The organism is Enterococcus sp. H57, assembly GCF_003112495.1.
Classification (GTDB): Bacteria; Bacillota; Bacilli; order Lactobacillales; family Enterococcaceae; genus Enterococcus_B; species Enterococcus_B faecium.
The window spans coordinates 1-19,684 of record NZ_BEHC01000007.1; the positions used below are offsets into that span (position 1 = coordinate 1).

The window sequence follows — 19,684 nt, forward strand, 5'->3', positions numbered from 1 at the left end:
GGATCAAACTCTCATAAAAAGTTCGAACAATCTTGCGATTGTTAAGCTCAATTTGTTTGCTAGCATATTGCTTGCTTGTTAAAAATGTTTGTTGCCTTGAATTGAATCAAGACGCCCTACACATTTGGTTTGTCTTACTTTGTTCAGTTTTCAAAGGTCTAATCTTTTTGTTTCAACAACTCTTTAATCTTATCAGATTCAGAAGAGAATGTCAACAATTTCTTTGTTTATTTTTTCTAAACGTCTTTGTCACTCATTAGCAGCGACTTGATTATCGTATCATTTTTATTGTTATTTGTCAATAACTTTTTCGAAGTTTTTTTCGATAAAATCAAGCTTTATTAGCTATCTCATCCAAACGACTTCGTTATTATAACATGACATCAAAAGTGCGTCAACCCTATTTTTTATAATTTTTAGTGACACCTTAAAGGAATCATTTAGAACAAATAATAATATAGCAATCTCTTTATAAAATTGCAATAGAAAATTCCCTATTTTTATTTATTATTTTTAAACACGAATATTACAGCATTTCATTGTTTTTTCGTTCATCTAAAAGCTACTTACATTTAATTAACGGATGTTATTCTATTTAATTGTTCGCTAGTTTTTTTATAATGACATCCCTGAATTTCTCACTTGCTTGTATTTTGTACCTTATTCTTTGTTGGATATATAAAAAACAAGTAAAGCACATGCTTTACTTGTCTTCTGCCTTTGCGATAGGAATAAAGATTCTAAAAATTGTCCCTTGCCCTACTACACTTTCTGCTAAGATACGTCCTTTATAGTTTTCAACCAGTTGTTTAGCGATAGACAACCCCAGACCATTTCCACCCTTCGTTCTAGCTCTTGCTTTATCCACTCGATAAAAACGATTGAAGATCTTATTAAGGTCTTCTTTGGGTATTCCTTCGCCAAAGTCCTGAATCGCGATCTCAAATTCATTCAGAGTGGAAGAAATAGAGATATGGACTTCTTTTCGTGTAGTTGAATACTTTACTGCGTTATCCAATATGATAATGATTAATTGTTCAAAGTGATTACGATAAATTTGCAGGGTCACTTCTTTTGTCAAATCATCATCTAAAGTGATCACATAGTCTGGATATAATATCTTGAAATTATTATAAACTTGATAGGTGACTTCTTTTCCTTTAGTTGTTTCATTCGCATAATGAACATCTACTTGTTCTGCTCTTGATAAGTCTAGCATCTCTTGAACTAAGCTTTTCATACGGCTGATTTCTTGCATGCTGGCGCTTAATGATTCTTCTAATATCTCAGGATCATCTTTCCCCCAACGATTTAGCAGACTAAGATGCCCTTCAATAATTGCAACAGGTGTCCTTAACTCATGAGATACGTCTTCCACGAATTGCTCTTGTTGTTCAATATACAAACGCATACGGTCAAGCATCTCATTGAATATTTCAGCTAAATCTGCCAATTCATCATTTGTGTCGATTTCAGGCATGTGGATATCTGATTGCGGATCTTTACGTATAGTATCCATTGTATCTCTGATTACCTTGAGTGGTTTTAAGAAATAAGAAGATAAAAAGAAACCTAAAATACTACTTAAGATCAAAGAAACAACTTCTAAAACAATAAGAGTCAATAATAGCTTATTTCGAATATCATAGAAAGAAGATAATTCATAGAAGCTTTGCGCATAGCCGATCTTTTCTCTTGTACCTTTAGAATATATAGGCTGGATAGATAAAAAGCCAGTTTTTCCTTCTAGTGTAACGATCGTTGGAACTTTACGTGTAGTCTGAATCAGGTTTCGACTGTTTTCATGGGTTTTAAAAATCAAGTTCTCGTCCAAATCATAAACATAAAGATCCATTGATGGCTGCCCTAGCTCAGCTATAAAGGAATCGATCTTCATTAAGTTTCCTTCGACCAGTGAAGTATGATCTACGACCTCATCTCCGTCATTTGTCGCTTTCATCAGATTACGATACGTATTTACTAATGTCAGTTCTTCATCCGAGTTAGCCAAACGAGAAGCTACTTCTGAAATCGTACGCTCTACATTGTTTCTTTCTTTTGCCACAATCAGATTGATAGATGATTTATAGGTAATGACAGCGAAAATTGTAAACACAACGAATATGAAGAAAGAACTCGCAAAGGCCCACTTGATTTTCAAGGAGGGCCCTTTCAGTTCTCTTTTTTCCGATTTTTTCGGCTTTATCACGAGCGCATCACATAACCTGTTCCGCGTACAGTTTGGATATAGCTTTCCTCCCCGGGAACGTCAATTTTGTTGCGAAGATAACGAATATATACGTCCACTACGTTTGTTTCAACTTCTGTTTCGTATCCCCACACTTTATTTAGTAAAACGTCACGTGCTAATACCACGTTCACGTTTTCCATTAAAGTAAGCAGCAACTCGTATTCTCTTTTTGTTAGTTCAATTACTTCATTTCCGCGACGTACGACACGGTTTTCTTTTTCGATAGTTAAATCGCGATAAGTAATAGTAGTTTGTTTAGCCACATTTTTATCGCCTTCAATATCGATTCGACGCAACAATGCACGAAGACGTGCTAATAATTCTTCGATAGCAAATGGTTTGACGATGTAGTCATCTGCTCCGTGGTCAAGTCCAGATACACGATCGATCACAGAATCTCTTGCAGTCATCATAATGATTGGTGTATTTTTGACTTGGCGTACACGTCTGCAGACTTCTAAACCGTTCAATTCTGGGAGCATCAGATCCAACAATATGGCATCCCACTCATTATTTAATGCCGCATCTAAACCAGTTCGGCCGTTGTAGTGGACTTCTGCGTTATACCCTTCATGCTTCAACTCTAGCTCGACAAATCGTGCCAAGTTCTTTTCATCTTCAATGATTAGAATATTGCTCATTTATTATTTTATCCTTTCTATTCTACTGGCTTTTTAAAAACTCTATCATTATACCGATAATATGCTTAAAAATCTATAGTCATTTTATCATGGATAGCAATTTTAAAAAAGAGCTGAAGTCTACTCATAACAATCGACTTCAGCTCTTTCGTCCTCTTTTTATTTTCTCATTTCCTAACAGCCGAAAGACTATTATTCTTCATGGTACCATGAGTAATGGAAGATTCCTTCTTTGTCGACACGTTCATAGGTATGTGCGCCAAAGTAATCGCGTTGGGCTTGGATTATATTTGCAGGCAGACGTTCTGCTCTGTATGAATCGAAGTAAGCGATGGCTGATGAGAAAGTCGGTACAGGTACGCCAGCTTGGACAGCCAAGGCAACGACGTCTCTGACTGATTGCTGATATTTTTTCGTGATTTCAACGAAGTAATCATCTAGCAATAAATTTTCGATCTCAGGATTTTTGTCATAGGCATCCGTAATTTTTTGCAAGAATCGAGCTCGGATGATACATCCAGCGCGCCAGATTTTTGCGATTTCACCAAATGGCAAGTCCCAATCAAATTCTTTTGAAGCGACACGTAATTGAGCAAATCCTTGGGCATAACTCATGATTTTACTGAAATACAACGCTTCTCGGATTTTTTCGACCAATTCTTTTTTGTCTCCCGTGAACTCAAAATCGTTCGTACGAGATAAAATCTTGCTTGCTTGTACGCGTTCTTCTTTATAAGCAGAAATATAGCGGGCAAATACAGATTCAGTGATCAATGGAAGTGGCACACCTAAGTCAAGCGCGCTTTGGCTTGTCCATTTACCTGTTCCTTTATTCCCAGCTGCATCAAGGATCACATCTACTACTGGTTTACCTGTTCCTTCATCGTCTTTACGTGTCAGAATGTCAGCAGTGATTTCTATCAAATAGCTGTCTAATTCGCCTTGATTCCATTCTTTAAAGATATCAGCCATTTCTTCTACTGAAAGGTTTAAAATATTCTTCATTAAGTCATAAGATTCAGCAATCAGTTGCATATCTCCATACTCAATACCGTTGTGTACCATTTTCACATAATGTCCGGCTCCATTTGGGCCAATATATGTGACACATGGTGCTTCGTCTTCTGCTTTTGCAGAAATTTGCTCTAAGATTGGTGCAACTAGCGCATAGGCTTCTTTTTGTCCACCAGGCATGATTGAAGGTCCTTTTAAAGCTCCTTCTTCACCACCGGAAACGCCTGTACCGATAAAGTTGATGCCAGAGTTGGCTAACTCTTCATTACGACGCATCGTATCTTTAAAGAATGTATTTCCTCCGTCAATCAAAATATCGCCTTTATCAAGGTGAGGAAGCAACTCTTGGATCGTTGCATCTGTTGCCGGTCCTGCTTTGACCATTAGCAAGATCCGACGTGGTTTCTCGATAGATTCTACAAATTCTTCGATTGTATATGTTGCTTTGAAATTTTTATCTGGGTGTTCTTCTACTACAGCGGTTGTTTTAGCCCCTGTACGATTGAATAAAGCCACTGAATAGCCGCGGCTTTCTATGTTCAAGGCTAGATTTTTACCCATAACGGCCATACCGACAACGCCGATTTGTTGTTTTGACATATGAACTCCTCCTACATACGGGATTTCTCCCTAATCTCTTACATTATAGCTTAACACGGCTACATTGCAAACTAAAGAACAACATATTTTTTATTTACCGACTACAAAAAAATAAACCTCAAGGCTCCATGGTTAGCCTTGAGGTTTTACATTTTCTAATTAAAATGTATTAAGCTTCTTTTGACATTACGTCCTTACCATCATAGTAACCACAATTTGCACATACGTGATGGCTTTTTTTCATTTCACCACAGTTTGGACATTCGTTTAACCCTTTGATTGTCAATTTGTAGTGTGTACGACGTTTTGCTTTTTTAGCTTTTGATGTTCTTCTAGCTGGTACTGCCATTTTGCTACACCTCCTTGTAAAGTCTTGTATCTAAATTAGACACAATATATTCCAATCTTACTTGTTATCGTCGTCTTTTGATTTAGAATCAAAAAGTTCAGATAGTTTTGCAAGACGAGGATCAATTTTATTCTCGGCTTCTTCCATTTTTCTGCGCTGGTATTCTTCTTCGGAAACAACTTCCCAATCATTGCCTTTTGGAAGTTCTGTTGCTGCTTCCTCTTCTTTTGTCAATACCCGCATTGGAATCGCCAATAAGATGTTGTCTTCAATCGACTCTGCTAAATTCAATAATGGACCTTCAATTAGCAAAATCTCATCCTCAGACATTTGTTCATCTCTACTTTGGAATTGTTCTTCTGTCATGAATACTTCGTCTACAGAAAAATCCATGGGCAGTTCAACAGGTTCTAGTGAACGTGTTGAAGGAACTGTCAAAGTCGTCTGCACAGTGTAATGAACGATATAGCCTTTCTTATCAACTGAGACCAAACCTTCGACTTCCACTGGCGCAACATCAAGTATTAAATTGTCTCGCTTCATGAGAGCGGCTTTCAAGTCGAGCGTCTCATGAAAAGTTAACGGTGTCTCCTGGTATTTTCTCAATTCCAATAAAGACCATTTCATTTTTCATCACTCCTAAGCAACAAAAGCAATTATACAGGGCAAAAAGCATGTTGTCAATGAAATTTTCTTGACACCTTGCAGTTCATAAAAAAACAGAAAAATCTTTATTAGAAAGCCTCTGTTTGCTATCATCCTCAGAATCATTTACAATAATCATTATTCCATTAAAGGAGCGGATGATCTTCATGAACACGAAAGATATCGAATACTATGTCCAAATCGTCAAACAAAAAAATTTTACGAAAGTGGCTAATTATTTCCGTGTGAGCCAACCTACTATTACATATGCATTACAACGTCTTGAAAAAGAGTTTGACACCGTACTTATTACAAGAGATCGATCGCATCACGAATTAATCGTCACGCCTTCTGGAAAGCAGCTGTTTCTCCATGCACAAACCATTCTCCAAGAGATTTCTACTGCAAGAGCTGAAATCACTCAGTTGCAAAAGAAAAAGCTTCGTTTTGGCATGCCTCCTATTATCGGCAATGAATACTTTCCTAAACTGTCAAGTTACTTTATCAAGCATGAATTGATGAATCAAATTGAGATTACCGATGGAGGCTCTCGGGACTTATACGGGATGATCCGACAAGGGAGGATCGATTTAGCTGTATTAGGCTCAACACAGCCAATCGTGGATCAATATTTAGAAACAGAGTTACTTTTGGACAAACGTTTCATGATCGTCGTGCCACCTACACATCCTCTTTCCAAGCAGGATACTGTCTCTTTCAAAGATATAGCAGATGAACAGTTTGTACTATTGAACGAACATTATGTCCACCCCGCAGCATTCACTAAGCTTTCTAAACAAACACATACTCATCCAAAAGTTGTTTATCAAAGCAATGACTTGACGATTTTAAAGAGTATGGTCCGAGAAAATGTGGGTATCGGTTTTTTGGCAGAGATTGCTGTCCATCCTGAAGATCATTTAGTTTGCCTCCCTCTTTCAGATGAAGTTCAGCCTCGCTTCTTGATTTCATTGGCAAAACGAACACAGCAGATCGTCACGCCTCTTCAAGAACAAGTAGTCCAAGTTATCCATGAATTCGTTACAGCACAAAAAAACAGCTCTTCGTAAAAGAAGAGCTGTTTTTATTTTTTATTAAGCTAAATTAGATAGCTGTTGTTTCGCCACGGTAAACGATGCCGCGACGTGAATCAACGGTAATCAATTCACCTTCTGTAATTGTTGTTGTTGCGCCTTTAGCACCAACGATTACAGGAATATCTTGTGCAATTCCTACAACTGCAGCGTGAGAAGTCAATCCGCCTTCTTCAACGATAACAGCAGCTGCTTTTTCGATTGCAGGCATATATTCTTTGTCAGTTGATGGTACAACTAGAACCATTCCGTCTTTTGCTTTTTTTACAGCTTCTTCAGCAGATGAAGCAATAACTGCATTTGCAACGACAGATTTTTGTCCAACGCCTTGAGCTTCTAATAATTTAGAACCAATCATTTGAATTTTCATCACGTTAGTTGTTCCGCGTTCACCAACTGGTACACCAGCAGTGATCAAGATTAAATCGCCTTCTGATGCGAAACCTAATTCAACAGCTTTTTTAGCTGCTAGTTCAAACATTTCATCAGTTGTTGATGGTTTTTCAGCAACTGTTGGATAAACGCCCCAGTTTAACATCAAACCACGTTTTGTGCGTTCGTCAAAAGTAACAGCCAAGATATCTGCATCTGGACGATATTTTGAAATCATTTTTGCAGTGTATCCTGATTCAGTTGCAGCAACGATTGTTTTCACGCCTAGATTTTTTGCAGCACGAGCTACAGATAAACCGATTGTTTCAGTTACATCTGTTTTATCGAATTCGTTCAATTGGAATGTACCTAATTCTGATAATGCATTTTCAGCTTCTTGGTCGATACGTGCCATTGTTGAAACAGCTTCAACTGGGTAGTCCCCGTTTGCAGATTCACCAGATAGCATTGTTGCATCTGTGCCATCAAATACAGCGTTAGCAACGTCAGAAGCTTCCGCACGTGTTGGACGTGGGTTTTCTTGCATTGATTCTAACATTTGTGTAGCAGTGATAACTGGGATACCAGCAGCATTACATTTTTTGATAATGCGTTTTTGAACCATTGGTACTAGTTCAGCTGGGATTTCAACACCCATATCTCCGCGGGCAATCATAACACCGTCAGAAACTTTGATGATTTCGTCAATGTTGTCGATACCTTCTTGAGATTCGATTTTAGGGAAGATTTGAACATGAGTCATGTCTTTTTCTTCTAAGATTTCGCGGATATCTAGAACGTCTTGTGCTTTACGTACAAAACTTGCAGCGATAAAGTCGATATCGTTGTCTAAACCAAAACGAATATCGTCAGCATCTTTTGGAGTAATACCTGGCAAACTAATAGAAACGCCTGGTGCATTTACCCCTTTACGTGATCCTAGCATACCTGCATTTTTAACTTCTACGACTAATTCACGGTTTGCTTCGTCTTTTTCAATGATTTGCATATCGATCAAACCATCATCAAATAAAATGTGTCCGCCAACGTGAACATCGTCAAATAATCCTGGGTAAGTAACCGCGATTTTTTCTTTTGAACCTACATGTTCAGGATCCATAGAGATGCGTGTTTGATCTCCTACTTCAAATTTGATGTATCCTGCACGACCAAAATCAGCTTCTGTTGTGCCTTGAACAGTTGTACGGATTTCAGCTCCTTTTGTATCTAAAAGAATACCGACATCTTTTCCTGTCTTTTTAACTGCTTCACGGACCATAGTCATACGTGATAATTGTTCTTCATGGTCACCATGAGAAAAGTTAAAGCGGAAGACATTTGCCCCAGATTCAATCAATTGAGAAATAATTTCTACTGAGTTACTTGCTGGTCCTAATGTACTAACGATTTTGGTTTTTTTCATTTAAAAAACTCTCCCATTCAATTTTGTTTATTTAAAGCTGTACACAGCTTAAATAGCTTGGTTTCTTTCACTCTTAAAATGAAAGTGAATTATTTAGATCATATAGTGATAAGTCTGGTTTATGTTTGTTGTTTTCAAGTGTATCAATGATGTCAGACGCAACGATTTCGTTGTCATGGATACCGACACATAATCCACCTTTTCCTTCTTGAAGCAATTCGACAGCGTAAGCACCGAATTTACTTGCCAACACGCGGTCGCGTGCGCTTGGTGCTCCACCACGGACAACGTGTCCCAAGATAGATACACGTGTATGATAGTCACCAAATTCTGAAAGTTTCTCAGCGAATTCATTTCCGCCCATTACACCTTCAGCCAAGATGATCAAGCAATGTTTCTTCCCGCGATCGCGGCCTTCTTGGATTTTTTTAGCAACTGAAGCCATATCAAAATCATGTTCTGGGATGATGATTTCATCCGCTCCGCCAGCCACACCTGACCATAAAGCGATGTCTCCTGCATTGCGTCCCATTACTTCGATAACGAATGTACGAACATGAGAAGTCGCTGTGTCACGAATACGGTCAATTGATTCTAGTACTGTATTGATTGCTGTATCAAAACCGATTGTGAAATCAGTCCCAGGAATATCATTATCGATTGTTCCAGGAATACCTACTGCTGGGAAACCGCGTTTTGTCAAAGCCATTGCGCCATGATAAGAGCCGTCTCCTCCGATAACCACTAGACCTTCGATTCCGAATTTTTTCAATTGTTCGATTCCTTTTAATTGACCTTCTTCAGTTGCAAATTCTGGATAACGTGCAGAATACAAGAATGTACCACCACGTTGGATCTTGTCACCTACATCTGCCACATCAAGACGACGAATATCTCCAGCAACTAAACCGGCAAAACCATAATTGATCCCGTATACTTCCAGTCCTTCGTAAATACCTTTACGAACAACGGCACGAACAGCTGCATTCATTCCAGGTGCGTCTCCGCCACTGGTCAAAATTCCGATGCGTTTCATAATAAACATTCACCTCATTAAAATACTTTATCCTAAGTATGACTTAGGTTTACAACCATTTTTGCGTTAACCACGACTAACATTCTAACATTATTTTTCTCACTTGTCTTGATTTACGGATAAAAAAATGAAAAAAAATGAAAGCAAGTAGTATTTTTTACCGTAAGTTATTTGAAAACCACATTATCTTCGCCAAGCAGATAAATAAGTTGCCCCTTTATACTCTTGCTGTCATCCACCCAATAAGCATCTGACAGAACTACTTTTCGTTGCGTTTTTTCGTGATACATAACTACTGGTATATATCCTGGGTGTTTCTGAAAAATCACTTGTAATTGTTTCATTATCTCGGGATCTTCCCGTTCTTCTGTAATACGCAAATAGCAAGTTTGTGAAGGATACTGGGCTTCTAACTGGTTAGGATCAGCAAAGCTTTCTCCAATTAGTTGCAGTTCCTGATTATATTTGCTGATTTCGCTCCGCCCTTGAACAAAGATCACTCGATCAACGGCAAACAAATTACGATATTTACGATAAAGAGTTGGAAAAACTGTGACAGAAATTTCTCCACTACTGTCGGTTCCTTCAACAAAGGCCATCAGTTCTCCTTTTTTTGTCCGAATTTCTCTAACTTCCTTGATCATCACTAATAAATTGACTGGTTGATTAGGGACGATATCTGTAATCAGCTGAACTTGTTTAGCTAAACGAAGACGATCAAACCCTTCTGCAGGATGACCTGACAAATAAATACCTAAGTACTCCTCTTCCAGCTTCAAGCGTTCTTCTAGTGTATAGTCAGCGACTTCTTCTTCTTTTAATGCCATGATTCCCAGCAAGTCAAGACTTCCACCACTGTAAACGATATTTTGGATTTTTCCTTCGAGATCAAGCATCAATTGTTTCCTGTTAGGAGATAATTCATCAAAAACGCCTACTGCTGTCAGTGATTGCAGTAACTCTAATTTCAGCCAACGCTTATCGATCCGTATGAGGAATTGATCCACTGACTGGAACGGGCCATTTTGTTTTCTTTCGTTTAATATATCTTCTACAAAATCACGCCGAATACCTTTTATCGCTGTCAGTCCGAATCTGATTTCTTCCTTATTGACCAACTCAAAACTGGAATTACTTTGATTAATGGACGGCGAGGAAAGTTTGAGTTTATTTTTACGTGCTTCTGCAATATATTCTTTCAATTTTGATGTGTTATGCCGAACAGAATTCATCAGGCTGGTAAAGAAAGCACCTGGATGATGGGCTTTTAGATACGCCATTTGGAATCCCACGAATGAATAAGCAAATGCATGTGACCGATTGAATCCATAGTTTGCAAATTTTTCGATATATTCATATACGGTCGCTGCTGTTTTTTCCGAATATCCCTGTTGTAATGCTCCTGATACAAAATGCGACTTTTCTTCATCTAATACGTCTTTTTTCTTTTTACTCACTGCCCGTCGCAGAATATCTGACTGCCCTAATGTAAATCCAGCCATAGTCGAGGCGATCTGCATGATTTGTTCCTGATAGACGATCACTCCATATGTGTTTTTCAAAATCGGGATCAGTGAATCATCTGGGTAGCGAATGGCTTCTTTTCCTTTCTTCCTGGCAATGAAGGTATCTATATTTTGCATAGGGCCTGGTCGATACAATGCATTGACTGCGGCAATATCTTCGATGTTTTCTGGACCTAATCTTCGTAAAACGTTCCGGATACCAGCAGATTCAAATTGAAATACTCCTGAGGTTTCGCCTCGTTGAAACAAGAGCAGCGTTTTTGCATCATTTAGCGGGATCTCTTTTAATCGGATCTCATACCCTTCTACTCGCTTAACAGCTTTCAAAGTAAAATCAATAATCGATAAGTTGCGTAGTCCTAAAAAGTCCATTTTCAAAAGACCGATTGCTTCTACCTCATTCATCGTATACTGGGTCAGAAAAGCTTCATCAGAACCGCGTTGGAGCGGAACTAGTTCAAGTAGATTCTTATCGCTGATAACTACACCTGCTGCGTGAGTCGAAACATGTCTTGGCAATCCTTCTAAAATCACTGCAGTTTTGAATAAAAGTTGGTTTTTTTCGCTTGCCTGAACTAATTCTACTAATTGATGCGAAGTTTTATAAGCTTGGGTCAATGTGATTTTCAATTGATTGGGTATTGCTTTTGACCAGCGGTTTGCTTCACTTTGCGATAAACCAAACACTCTAGCTGCATCTCTAAGAACCATTTTTGCTGCCATTGTGCCAAATGTTGCGATTTGTGCCATATGATATTGTCCATACTTTTCTCGAACATAATTCAATACTTCTTCACGTCGATTGTCAGGAATATCCAAATCGATATCTGGCATCGTAAAGCGTTCGGGGTTTAAAAAGCGTTCGAACAGCAAATCATATTCTAATGGATCCACATCTGTGATTTCTAACACATAGGCTACTAATGAACCCGCAGCAGAACCACGACCTGCACCGGTAACGATTTTGTTTCTATGAGCAAAAGCCATTACATCCCATACGATCAAGAAATAATCATCGAATCCCATTTGATGGATGACAGATAACTCGTAGTCCAAACGTTCTTGGTATTCCTTTGTATAATCAGTGATTCGGCGTTCCACTTGCGAATAGCATAACTCTCTTAAATATTCTCCAGCTTGTTTTCCATTAGGAACTGGATAATGCGGAAGTAATTTCTGATGGAACTGGAATTCAAATGAAATCGATTCAGCTAAACGCTGGGCGCCTATTACAGCTTGGGAAAGACCCGCTTTTTCGAATCGTTTGATCATTTCTTGTTCTGAAAGAAGATAGCCATTTGCTGTTAGTGGTAAAGATGCAGATAAATTTTCTAAAGGTATTTGGCTTCCATCTTTGATATGTTTCATCACTTCAAGTGCAAAAAGTTCTTCTTGTTGTAAACTAGCGATGGGATGTAATGCACAAAGCGAATAATTTTCTTTTATCACATACTGATACCATTCAGGCAATTGATCAGGCGTGTTTTCTGTCAAGCCGATATAAAAATTTCTAGTAAAAACATTTTCAAGTAAAAACTGCCAATGACCGAAAAAGTTATCCTCTTTATTGAAAGCCTCAGAAACAGAATGATTTGCCGGAACAACAAACGCTAGATGGTCGGTTTCTGTCATTTCTGCAAGTTCCAATTTTTCTTGGATCATTTTTCGGCTGGAAAGTTTCATCAGCTGCTGATAACCTATTTCATCATTTGCGTACGCAAGCAAGCCATAATTTTTTTCTTCATAAGTATAACTAAGATGTAATCCAATGATTGGCTGTACTCCTTCTTCTACACAAATACGATAGAATTCAGGTGCACCGTATAAGACATCTTTATCCGTTATGGCTAATGAAGTGTAGCCTTGTTTTTTTGCTTCTTGTACATATTCTCGAATACGTATCGTACTTTGTAAAAGAGAATAAGAAGTAATTGTATAAAGTTGTGGGAAAAACATCTTGCATTCCGCCTTTTTTTTCGTTAAAATTCACTAGCGTTAAAAGGTTTGATCCTTTTACTTTCATTAAGATAGCAAGCGCTGAAGTTGATTATTCCACTTCATTTGCTTGCTTGTAATCTGTAGGAATGAGTTCTTTCGCAAGAACTCAAATTTTATTGAGATTTGGTCTCGTTTCTTTACATTCAAAGAAAATCTGGTAAAATTAAGATAGAAAAGAGGTGTTCTTTATGCGATATATCGTTACATTATTCTGGGCTGTCGTTCTAGGTCAAGTAGTCGGTTATATTGGTGCTGCATTAACAAGCGGAACATATGATTTTACTTTGACAACAATCATTTCATTCATTGCGGGTGTCATTATCCTTTTGATTGGTGCAGTTGCGCCAAGAAAAGAAACCTCTGCCCATTCGTAAAAAAACAGCCAAGAGCTTGAGATATCTCAAGCTCTTTTTTATTTTCTGCTCCTCACCACCATTATAATCTGCTGCGAAGAACTTTACGAAAGTTGAATAAAGAAAGAAGAATATTTGACAAAACAAACAAACTTGTCACAATAAAAACAGCACTGTAATTATAAGCATGCGCGACTGTCGATCCTAGCATGGGACCTAAAACTTGTCCAAAGTTGCTAAACATCTGATTGTAGCTATAGATTCGGCTGACTCCTTCTTGAGGCGTAATCTTACTGATCAGTGTATTGACAGAAGGCATCAAAGCGCCAGTTGAAAAGCCTAAAATAAAGCGAAGTATACCTAATTGGAGCGGTGTAGTGACGAATGCCATAGGTAAATAACAGCAAAATGATAAAATGAGTCCTCCAATTAGAACTTTTTGATTCCCAATCTTATCCCCTAGTTTTCCTAGTTTCGGTGAAGAAAAGACAGCGGAAACACCAGCTATCGAAACAATCAAGCCACTGACAAAAAGGATATTTTCTGTACTTCCGCTCAATTCACGAATATATAAGGTCAAAATAGGGCTGATCGTAGTGATTCCTATCTGTAAAATCAAGGTCGTAATGAAGAGACCGATCAAAATAGAGAGATGATCCATTTTTGAAAAAATTTCTTTGGTGCTTATCAGATCTTTTTTCTCGATCGGATGGAAATCTTCTTTGACTAAGAAAATGGTCAATACCGTTGTGATCATCAACAAAGCCCCTGTGATCAAGAATACATTTTCCATACCAAACCACTGAGCCAGTGCACCGCCCATTGAAGGTCCGATCAGATTTCCAGCAATCGCTCCGGTAGACAATGTTCCTAACGCCCATCCGCTCTTTTCTCTAGGTGCCTGTGAAGCAATCATCGCTGTGGCATTTGGAATATATCCAGACAAAATCCCATTCCAAAACCGCATGATCAAAAGCCAATACGCGTTCGGTACAAAAGCCAAAGATCCCATTGTTAATGTCATCCCTGCTGCTGCACGGATCATCATGAGTTTTCGTCCTTTTCGATCAGCTAGATTCCCCCAGATTGGCGCAACTACGGCAGACGCAAAAGCAGTCACAGAGATTGCTAGTCCTGAAAACAATTCGATTTGGTCTTTTGGTGTTCCTAGTTGCTCGACATAAACTGGTATGAATGGCATAACCAAACTAATACTTGCACCAGTGAAAAAACAGCCAATCCACGCAATCACTAAATTTTTTCTCCAATTAATCTCCATCTATCATCCCTCTTTCGTCTCTTTTATCATACCTATTTTCGAATAAACAAGCAACGATCTCGCCAGTAAAAAGAGAAAAATCCCGCAAAGATCATTTTATATGTAACGTTCTTTTTATGTAAAACAAAAAGAGATCGGAACAAATACTGTTCCAATCCCTTCTCTTTAGTTAAATTGTTGCTAGAATGATGAAGTTGATAATGAATAAAATATCAACGATCCACAAAGCAACAGAAACTTCATTGTATTTTCCTTTGATTACTTTCACAATTGTATAGAAAATAAATCCTGCTGCAATCCCATAGGAAATGCTATAGCACAATCCCATAAAGATCGATGCAAAGAAGGCCGGTAAAGCTTCTTCCATATCTAGCCATTTGATGTCTGCAAAAGAAGCCATCATCATTACTCCAACTAAAATCAATGCTGGCGCAGTTGCTTGATTTGGTACAATGGCGATCAGTGGAGAGAATAAACTACTTAATGCGAATAGCACTGCCACTACTACTGAAGTCAAACCAGTACGTCCACCGGCCCCGATCCCAGCTGCAGATTCGACATAAGTTGTTGTATTCGATGTACCAAAGATAGCCCCCACGGAAGTAGCGATCGCATCGGCAAATAGTGCTTTATCCATTTTTGTTTTGAACCCACGACCATCTTCCAACGCGATCTCGTCTTCTTTTGAGAAAATGCCTGTGCGGCGTCCTGTACCGATAAATGTTCCGATCGTATCGAAAGTATCAGATAAACTGAATGCGATGATCGTCATCAATACTTGAGGAATCTTGGAAGAATCACTGAATAAAGATTGCATGCCTTCAGAACCAAATGCTGCACCGAAAGTTGTTCCTAATTCTTTAAATGAATTACCTAACGAATTCGTTTGCCAATCAATGGACCTTAAATCAACAACACCCATAAAAATACCAAGGACTGTGGTCGCTACGATACCGATAAGAATAGCCCCACGGACATTTTTTACAACTAAAATGGCTGTCAGTACCAAACCAATCACAGCCAATAAGATAGGAGCGTTGTCAAAGTTGGCTAACGCAGGGACGATTCCACCATTTATCGTAACATTTGTCGCTTTTCCGCCTTCAACGACAGAGCTCGAAATAGCTGACTGGTCTGCTGAAAAAGATAAGAATCCTGCATTTTTGATTCCGACATATGCAACGAAAATACCGATCCCGCCACCAATCGCATGTTGAAGACTTTCGGGAATCGCCCGAATAATCATTTTTCGAATATTTGTGACAGTAATAAAAATATTGATTAATCCGCAAATAAACACCATTGCCAAGGCTTGTTGCCAAGAATAACCAAGCCCAAAAACGACCGTAAAAGTGAAAAATGCGTTCAATCCCATACCAGGTGCCTGAGCATATGGTACATTTGCGAACAATCCCATTACCAGCGTACCAATAATCGATGCAATGATTGTCGCTAGAAATACTGCTTGGAAGGGCATACCTGATGCTGACAAAATCGTCGGATTTACGAATAAGATATAACTCATGGCAAAGAATGTCGTTACTCCCGCCATTATTTCAGTTGATACATTTGTATTGTTTTTCTTTAAACCGAAAAACTTTTCCATAAAAAGTTCCACTCCCTGAATTTTTTTCTGATGGAAAACTATAATAATAAAAAATAAGTAAAATAGGGCAAATCCATCGAACAATTTCAAATTATATAGACGTTTCATTCGCTTTTCAACGTTTTTTTAACAAAAAAAGCGAAAATAATACTTAACGTTCGTGTTTAGCTTATGTTTAGCTATTTATATAGCCATAACTGTAGTTTTTGTTAGGAATAGCTGATTGCTCTTGTTAATTACCTAAAATATGCTAGACTAAAACAAATGCTAGTTGAGGAAGGAAGGACCCTTATTGAATAAAAAATTAATTGCCATCGATCTGGACGGAACTACCCTCAATCAAGATTCGATGATTACATCTAAAACAAAAGAGACTCTGAAAAAAGCAATCAATGCCGGTCATCATGTCAGTATTGCTACAGGACGCCCATTCCGAATGAGCCATCAGTTTTACCAACAATTAGAATTAACAACACCGATGGTTAATTTTAACGGCGCATTAGTACACATCCCTAATCAGCACTGGGATGGTGAAAGAGAAACGTTGATCAATCGTGAAATCGCTTTTGAAATCTTATCGCAAAAAAAGCAGCTAAATTTAGATTTTATCGCTGCTGAAAATCGTGATACTTTTTTTATTGACAGTTTTGATTTCTTTGATGAAAAAATTTTTGCTTCTTCTCGTCCAGGAGAGAAGAATTTGCTTTCTCCTAAAAATTTGACGACAAATCCTACATCTTTGCTTGTCCGAACAGACAAACGTTTTGCAGGAGCTGTATCTGCTGAATTAACACGTCAATTTGGCAGTTATGTCGATGTTCGGACATGGGGTGGACCTACTGCCATCTTAGAGATTGTTTCAAAAGGAATCCAAAAAGCAAAAGGCGTGCAAGAGATTGCTAACTACCTGTCTATCGATCAAAAAGACGTCATTGCCTTTGGTGACGAGCATAATGATTTGGAATTGTTGGATTATGCAGGTTGGGGAGTAGCTATGGCTAACGGTACTGATCAACTCAAAGGCATTGCAAATGATGTCACTCCTTTGAGCAATCAGGAAGACGGTTTAGCTGTTTATCTGGAAAAACTACTTAAACTATAATAGAGAATTAGATTCCACAAAAAAGAGGTTGTGACAATTTTTGTCACAACCTTTTTTGCCGAGTAAACGGTGTTCAAAAGCCAGTTTCTCGGTATGAAGTCAAATTTAAGCAAAAATGTGAGAAGCTATTTTCACAAAATTTTTCTTCATACTCGAAACTAAGCGGCTTTTTCACGACCTCTTTTTTATTTTGCCATGAACATATCATAATACGCGTCCATTATTTCTTTAGCAATCGTCAAGTTCATGTGGTCTTGTTCGTCTAATAAGTTCGGCAAGACAACACTGATGGCAATTTCCGGATTGTCTGTTGGTCCGTATGCCACGATATTACTATTGACTGTCGTAATATCTGGATGACCTTCCGCAACCGTTTCTGCAGTCCCTGTTTTTGCGGAAAGGTCCATTTTCGCACTGGCTAATGGTTTGGCTGTTGTGTAAGGATCGGTACCATGGACAACTTGGTGGAATCCTTCACGGAGGATCGCCATATTTTCTGCAGAAATATTGACCGTATTTTCTACTGTTGTGCCAATTTCTTTCTTCACTTCACCCAAGTTTCCATTTTCGTCATTGCCATAGATCGCTTTGACTAGGTGCGGCTGTACTCGTTTCCCGCCATTAGCGACTGTTGAAGCATATTGAGCTAATTGGATTGGTGTATATGTGTCAAACTGTCCAAATGCCAAATCGGTAAAGTTACCTGGAGTATACCATTCTTTGCCATTATCCGCATTGAACTTCTTCATATAATCAACAGAACGTGAGATCCCAGGAGATTCATTCGGCAAATCGATCCCAGTCGTTGTACCAAGACCAAACTCTTTGAAAGAGTCTCTCAATTGCTGATAAGCTTTAGCTTCTTCATCTAAACTAGGTAGTCCCATTCCAGGTGTATAGTCTAGTCCTAACATCTTTAACGCCACTTTGATCATATACGTATTAGAAGACAATTCCAATGCTTTGACTGCATCAAGAGCAACTTGTCCGCTTCGATTAAAGACAGAGCTTTTTTCTGAAGCACCTTGCAGACGAATCGGCTCATCAATCAAAACTTGATTTCCGCTGATCGCGTTACTTGCCCAGCCTGCTGTCAAAGTACCAGCCTTGACTACAGACCCTGGAGCAAAGGCGCTAGTAATCGTGCCTAAAGCATTCTCGGTGATTTCTTTGGAACCTTGTTCATGACTGAAACCAGTCATTGCTAGCACTTCTCCTGTCTGAGGATTCATAGCCACTGCATAAGCACCAGGCGAATACTGTGCTTTGCCGTTGTTGATCAATGTTTGATAATTCCTTTTCAAAATTTCTTCTACTTTTGATTGGAATTCTGCATTCATAGATAACATTAAATTAGAACCTTTTTCCCCAGAGAAGATTTCTTTTTGATTCGAAACATTTCCTTCATTATCAAGGGAAACTTCATATTGGGTTTTGGTTCCTTGCAGGACATCTTCATATTGTTTTTCCAAATAACTTTGTCCTACACGGTCATTCCGAGAATAACCTTTTGCTAGGTATTTCTCTGCTTCATCTGCTGGAAGTCCTTGCTTTTCAGTCGTCACACTGCCAAGAATACTTTTCAGTGAACTTGCTGCATTATATTCTCGTGTCCAGTCTGTGCCAGTCGAAACTCCTGGAAGTTCAGAAGCGCGTTCTGCCACAACAGCTAACTCTTGATCAGTAACACCAGAGTTTTTGATATAGACAGTGTTTAATTCATATGCACTATTCATCCGTTTAAAGATGGTAGCAATTTTTAATTGCTCCTCGTTTAAATTAATCTCATCAGCTGTGACTTTATTGACCATCGCACTATATTGTTCGCTGTTCCCTAATTGCTTTTCTTTTGCCGAAAGTCTTTTTGTGGCTTCTTTCAAATGTTTGGGATCAGCCAGCCAAAAATCTTTTTTATCTCTATCTGTCAGATTTTCATCTACCGGAACATCGATCAGCGAGTTCAGCTTCGTTGCGATTTCAAGCAAATCTTTAGCCGTAACTTGTGTTCCTCTCGTATATGTGATGGCCTGATTCGCTTTATTCGTAACTAAAGCTTTTCCTGTGGAGTCGTAGATCATTCCGCGAGGAGTACTTTCTTGGACCGTAATCGTAGAAGTAGACTTCACTCGCGCCTCCATCTCTTCGCCGTTCACGATCTGCAAATAACCCAATCTAGCAATCAACGCAACAAATAACGTAAATATAATGAAAAAAAGAAAATTTAAGCGAAAAGGAACATGGGACCGGCGAAACGTTTTGTTCTTAGGTTCTTGTGCACCTTTTCTTATTTTTTCTAACCAAGAAGTATTTAATATTTTTTTCATAAAATCTTTCATCATTTCCTATCCTTCCGCCTATTTACATTCATGCTTCATTGTACCCAAAAACTTCTTAA

At 38.5% G+C, this 19,684-nt stretch carries 14 protein-coding genes; 3 read left to right on the forward strand and 11 right to left on the reverse strand.

Going from position 1 to position 19,684, the window contains the following annotated elements; translation table 11 throughout:
- Positions 1-703 precede the first annotated feature (703 nt).
- From DIZ30_RS02095 to DIZ30_RS02115, 5 genes are all read right to left on the reverse strand, one after another.
- Entirely contained in the window at positions 704-2,209 is a 1,506-nt protein-coding gene (locus DIZ30_RS02095) for a HAMP domain-containing histidine kinase (protein ID WP_109023066.1), read from the reverse strand.
- The gene (locus DIZ30_RS02100) at positions 2,206-2,892 is read right to left on the reverse strand and encodes a response regulator transcription factor (RefSeq protein ID WP_002290973.1); all 687 of its coding nucleotides are present in this window, start codon (positions 2,890-2,892) and stop codon (positions 2,206-2,208) included. The genes DIZ30_RS02095 and DIZ30_RS02100 overlap by 4 nt, the downstream gene beginning before the upstream one ends.
- 192 nt (positions 2,893-3,084) lie before the next feature.
- A complete protein-coding gene (gene gndA / locus DIZ30_RS02105) occupies positions 3,085-4,506 on the reverse strand; it encodes an NADP-dependent phosphogluconate dehydrogenase (RefSeq protein WP_002298263.1) in 1,422 nt (473 codons plus the stop codon).
- 169 nt (positions 4,507-4,675) lie between these two features.
- Positions 4,676-4,855, reverse strand: a complete 180-nt coding sequence (gene rpmF / locus DIZ30_RS02110) for a 50S ribosomal protein L32 (RefSeq protein ID WP_002290970.1) — start codon at positions 4,853-4,855, stop codon at positions 4,676-4,678.
- Positions 4,856-4,912: 57 nt separating this feature from the next.
- The gene (locus DIZ30_RS02115) at positions 4,913-5,482 is read right to left on the reverse strand and encodes a DUF177 domain-containing protein (protein WP_109023067.1); all 570 of its coding nucleotides are present in this window, start codon (positions 5,480-5,482) and stop codon (positions 4,913-4,915) included.
- A 185-nt stretch (positions 5,483-5,667) separates the two neighbouring features.
- Here DIZ30_RS02115 and DIZ30_RS02120 point away from each other — a divergent pair, with 185 nt between their 5' ends.
- Positions 5,668-6,570, forward strand: a complete 903-nt coding sequence (locus DIZ30_RS02120; RefSeq protein WP_002295354.1) for a LysR substrate-binding domain-containing protein — start codon at positions 5,668-5,670, stop codon at positions 6,568-6,570.
- A gap of 34 nt (positions 6,571-6,604) precedes the next feature.
- Here the strand turns inward: DIZ30_RS02120 and pyk are convergent, their stop codons facing one another.
- The 3 genes from pyk to dnaE all read right to left on the reverse strand — a co-directional run bounded on the left by pyk (position 6,605) and on the right by dnaE (position 12,907).
- Positions 6,605-8,389 carry a pyruvate kinase gene (gene pyk, locus DIZ30_RS02125; protein WP_002295355.1) on the reverse strand — a complete coding sequence of 595 codons (1,785 nt, stop codon included), beginning with the start codon at positions 8,387-8,389 and terminating at the stop codon, positions 6,605-6,607.
- Positions 8,390-8,462: 73 nt separating this feature from the next.
- On the reverse strand, positions 8,463-9,425 hold the full coding sequence (pfkA, locus tag DIZ30_RS02130; RefSeq protein ID WP_002304759.1) for a 6-phosphofructokinase: 963 nt from the start codon (positions 9,423-9,425) through the stop codon (positions 8,463-8,465).
- 167 nt (positions 9,426-9,592) lie between these two features.
- On the reverse strand, positions 9,593-12,907 hold the full coding sequence (gene dnaE / locus DIZ30_RS02135; RefSeq protein WP_109023068.1) for a DNA polymerase III subunit alpha: 3,315 nt from the start codon (positions 12,905-12,907) through the stop codon (positions 9,593-9,595).
- Positions 12,908-13,137: 230 nt separating this feature from the next.
- Between dnaE and DIZ30_RS02140 the strand changes: the two genes are divergently transcribed.
- Entirely contained in the window at positions 13,138-13,323 is a 186-nt protein-coding gene (locus DIZ30_RS02140) for a YjzD family protein (protein WP_002295359.1), read from the forward strand.
- Positions 13,324-13,384: 61 nt separating this feature from the next.
- Here the strand turns inward: DIZ30_RS02140 and DIZ30_RS02145 are convergent, their stop codons facing one another.
- Together DIZ30_RS02145 and DIZ30_RS02150 are read right to left on the reverse strand one after the other, a co-directional pair.
- Complete coding sequence (locus DIZ30_RS02145; RefSeq protein WP_002290958.1) at positions 13,385-14,581, reverse strand: multidrug efflux MFS transporter; 1,197 nt, start codon at positions 14,579-14,581, stop codon at positions 13,385-13,387.
- Positions 14,582-14,750: 169 nt separating this feature from the next.
- Complete coding sequence (locus tag DIZ30_RS02150) at positions 14,751-16,187, reverse strand: NCS2 family permease (RefSeq protein WP_010726397.1); 1,437 nt, start codon at positions 16,185-16,187, stop codon at positions 14,751-14,753.
- 292 nt (positions 16,188-16,479) lie between these two features.
- On the opposite strand from DIZ30_RS02150, the gene DIZ30_RS02155 reads away from it, so the two are divergent.
- A complete protein-coding gene (locus DIZ30_RS02155; RefSeq protein ID WP_002296740.1) occupies positions 16,480-17,289 on the forward strand; it encodes a Cof-type HAD-IIB family hydrolase in 810 nt (269 codons plus the stop codon).
- 185 nt (positions 17,290-17,474) lie between these two features.
- Here DIZ30_RS02155 and DIZ30_RS02160 read toward each other — a convergent pair whose 3' ends face one another.
- The gene (locus DIZ30_RS02160) at positions 17,475-19,628 is read right to left on the reverse strand and encodes a penicillin-binding protein 2 (protein ID WP_002287654.1); all 2,154 of its coding nucleotides are present in this window, start codon (positions 19,626-19,628) and stop codon (positions 17,475-17,477) included.
- Positions 19,629-19,684 lie beyond the last annotated feature (56 nt).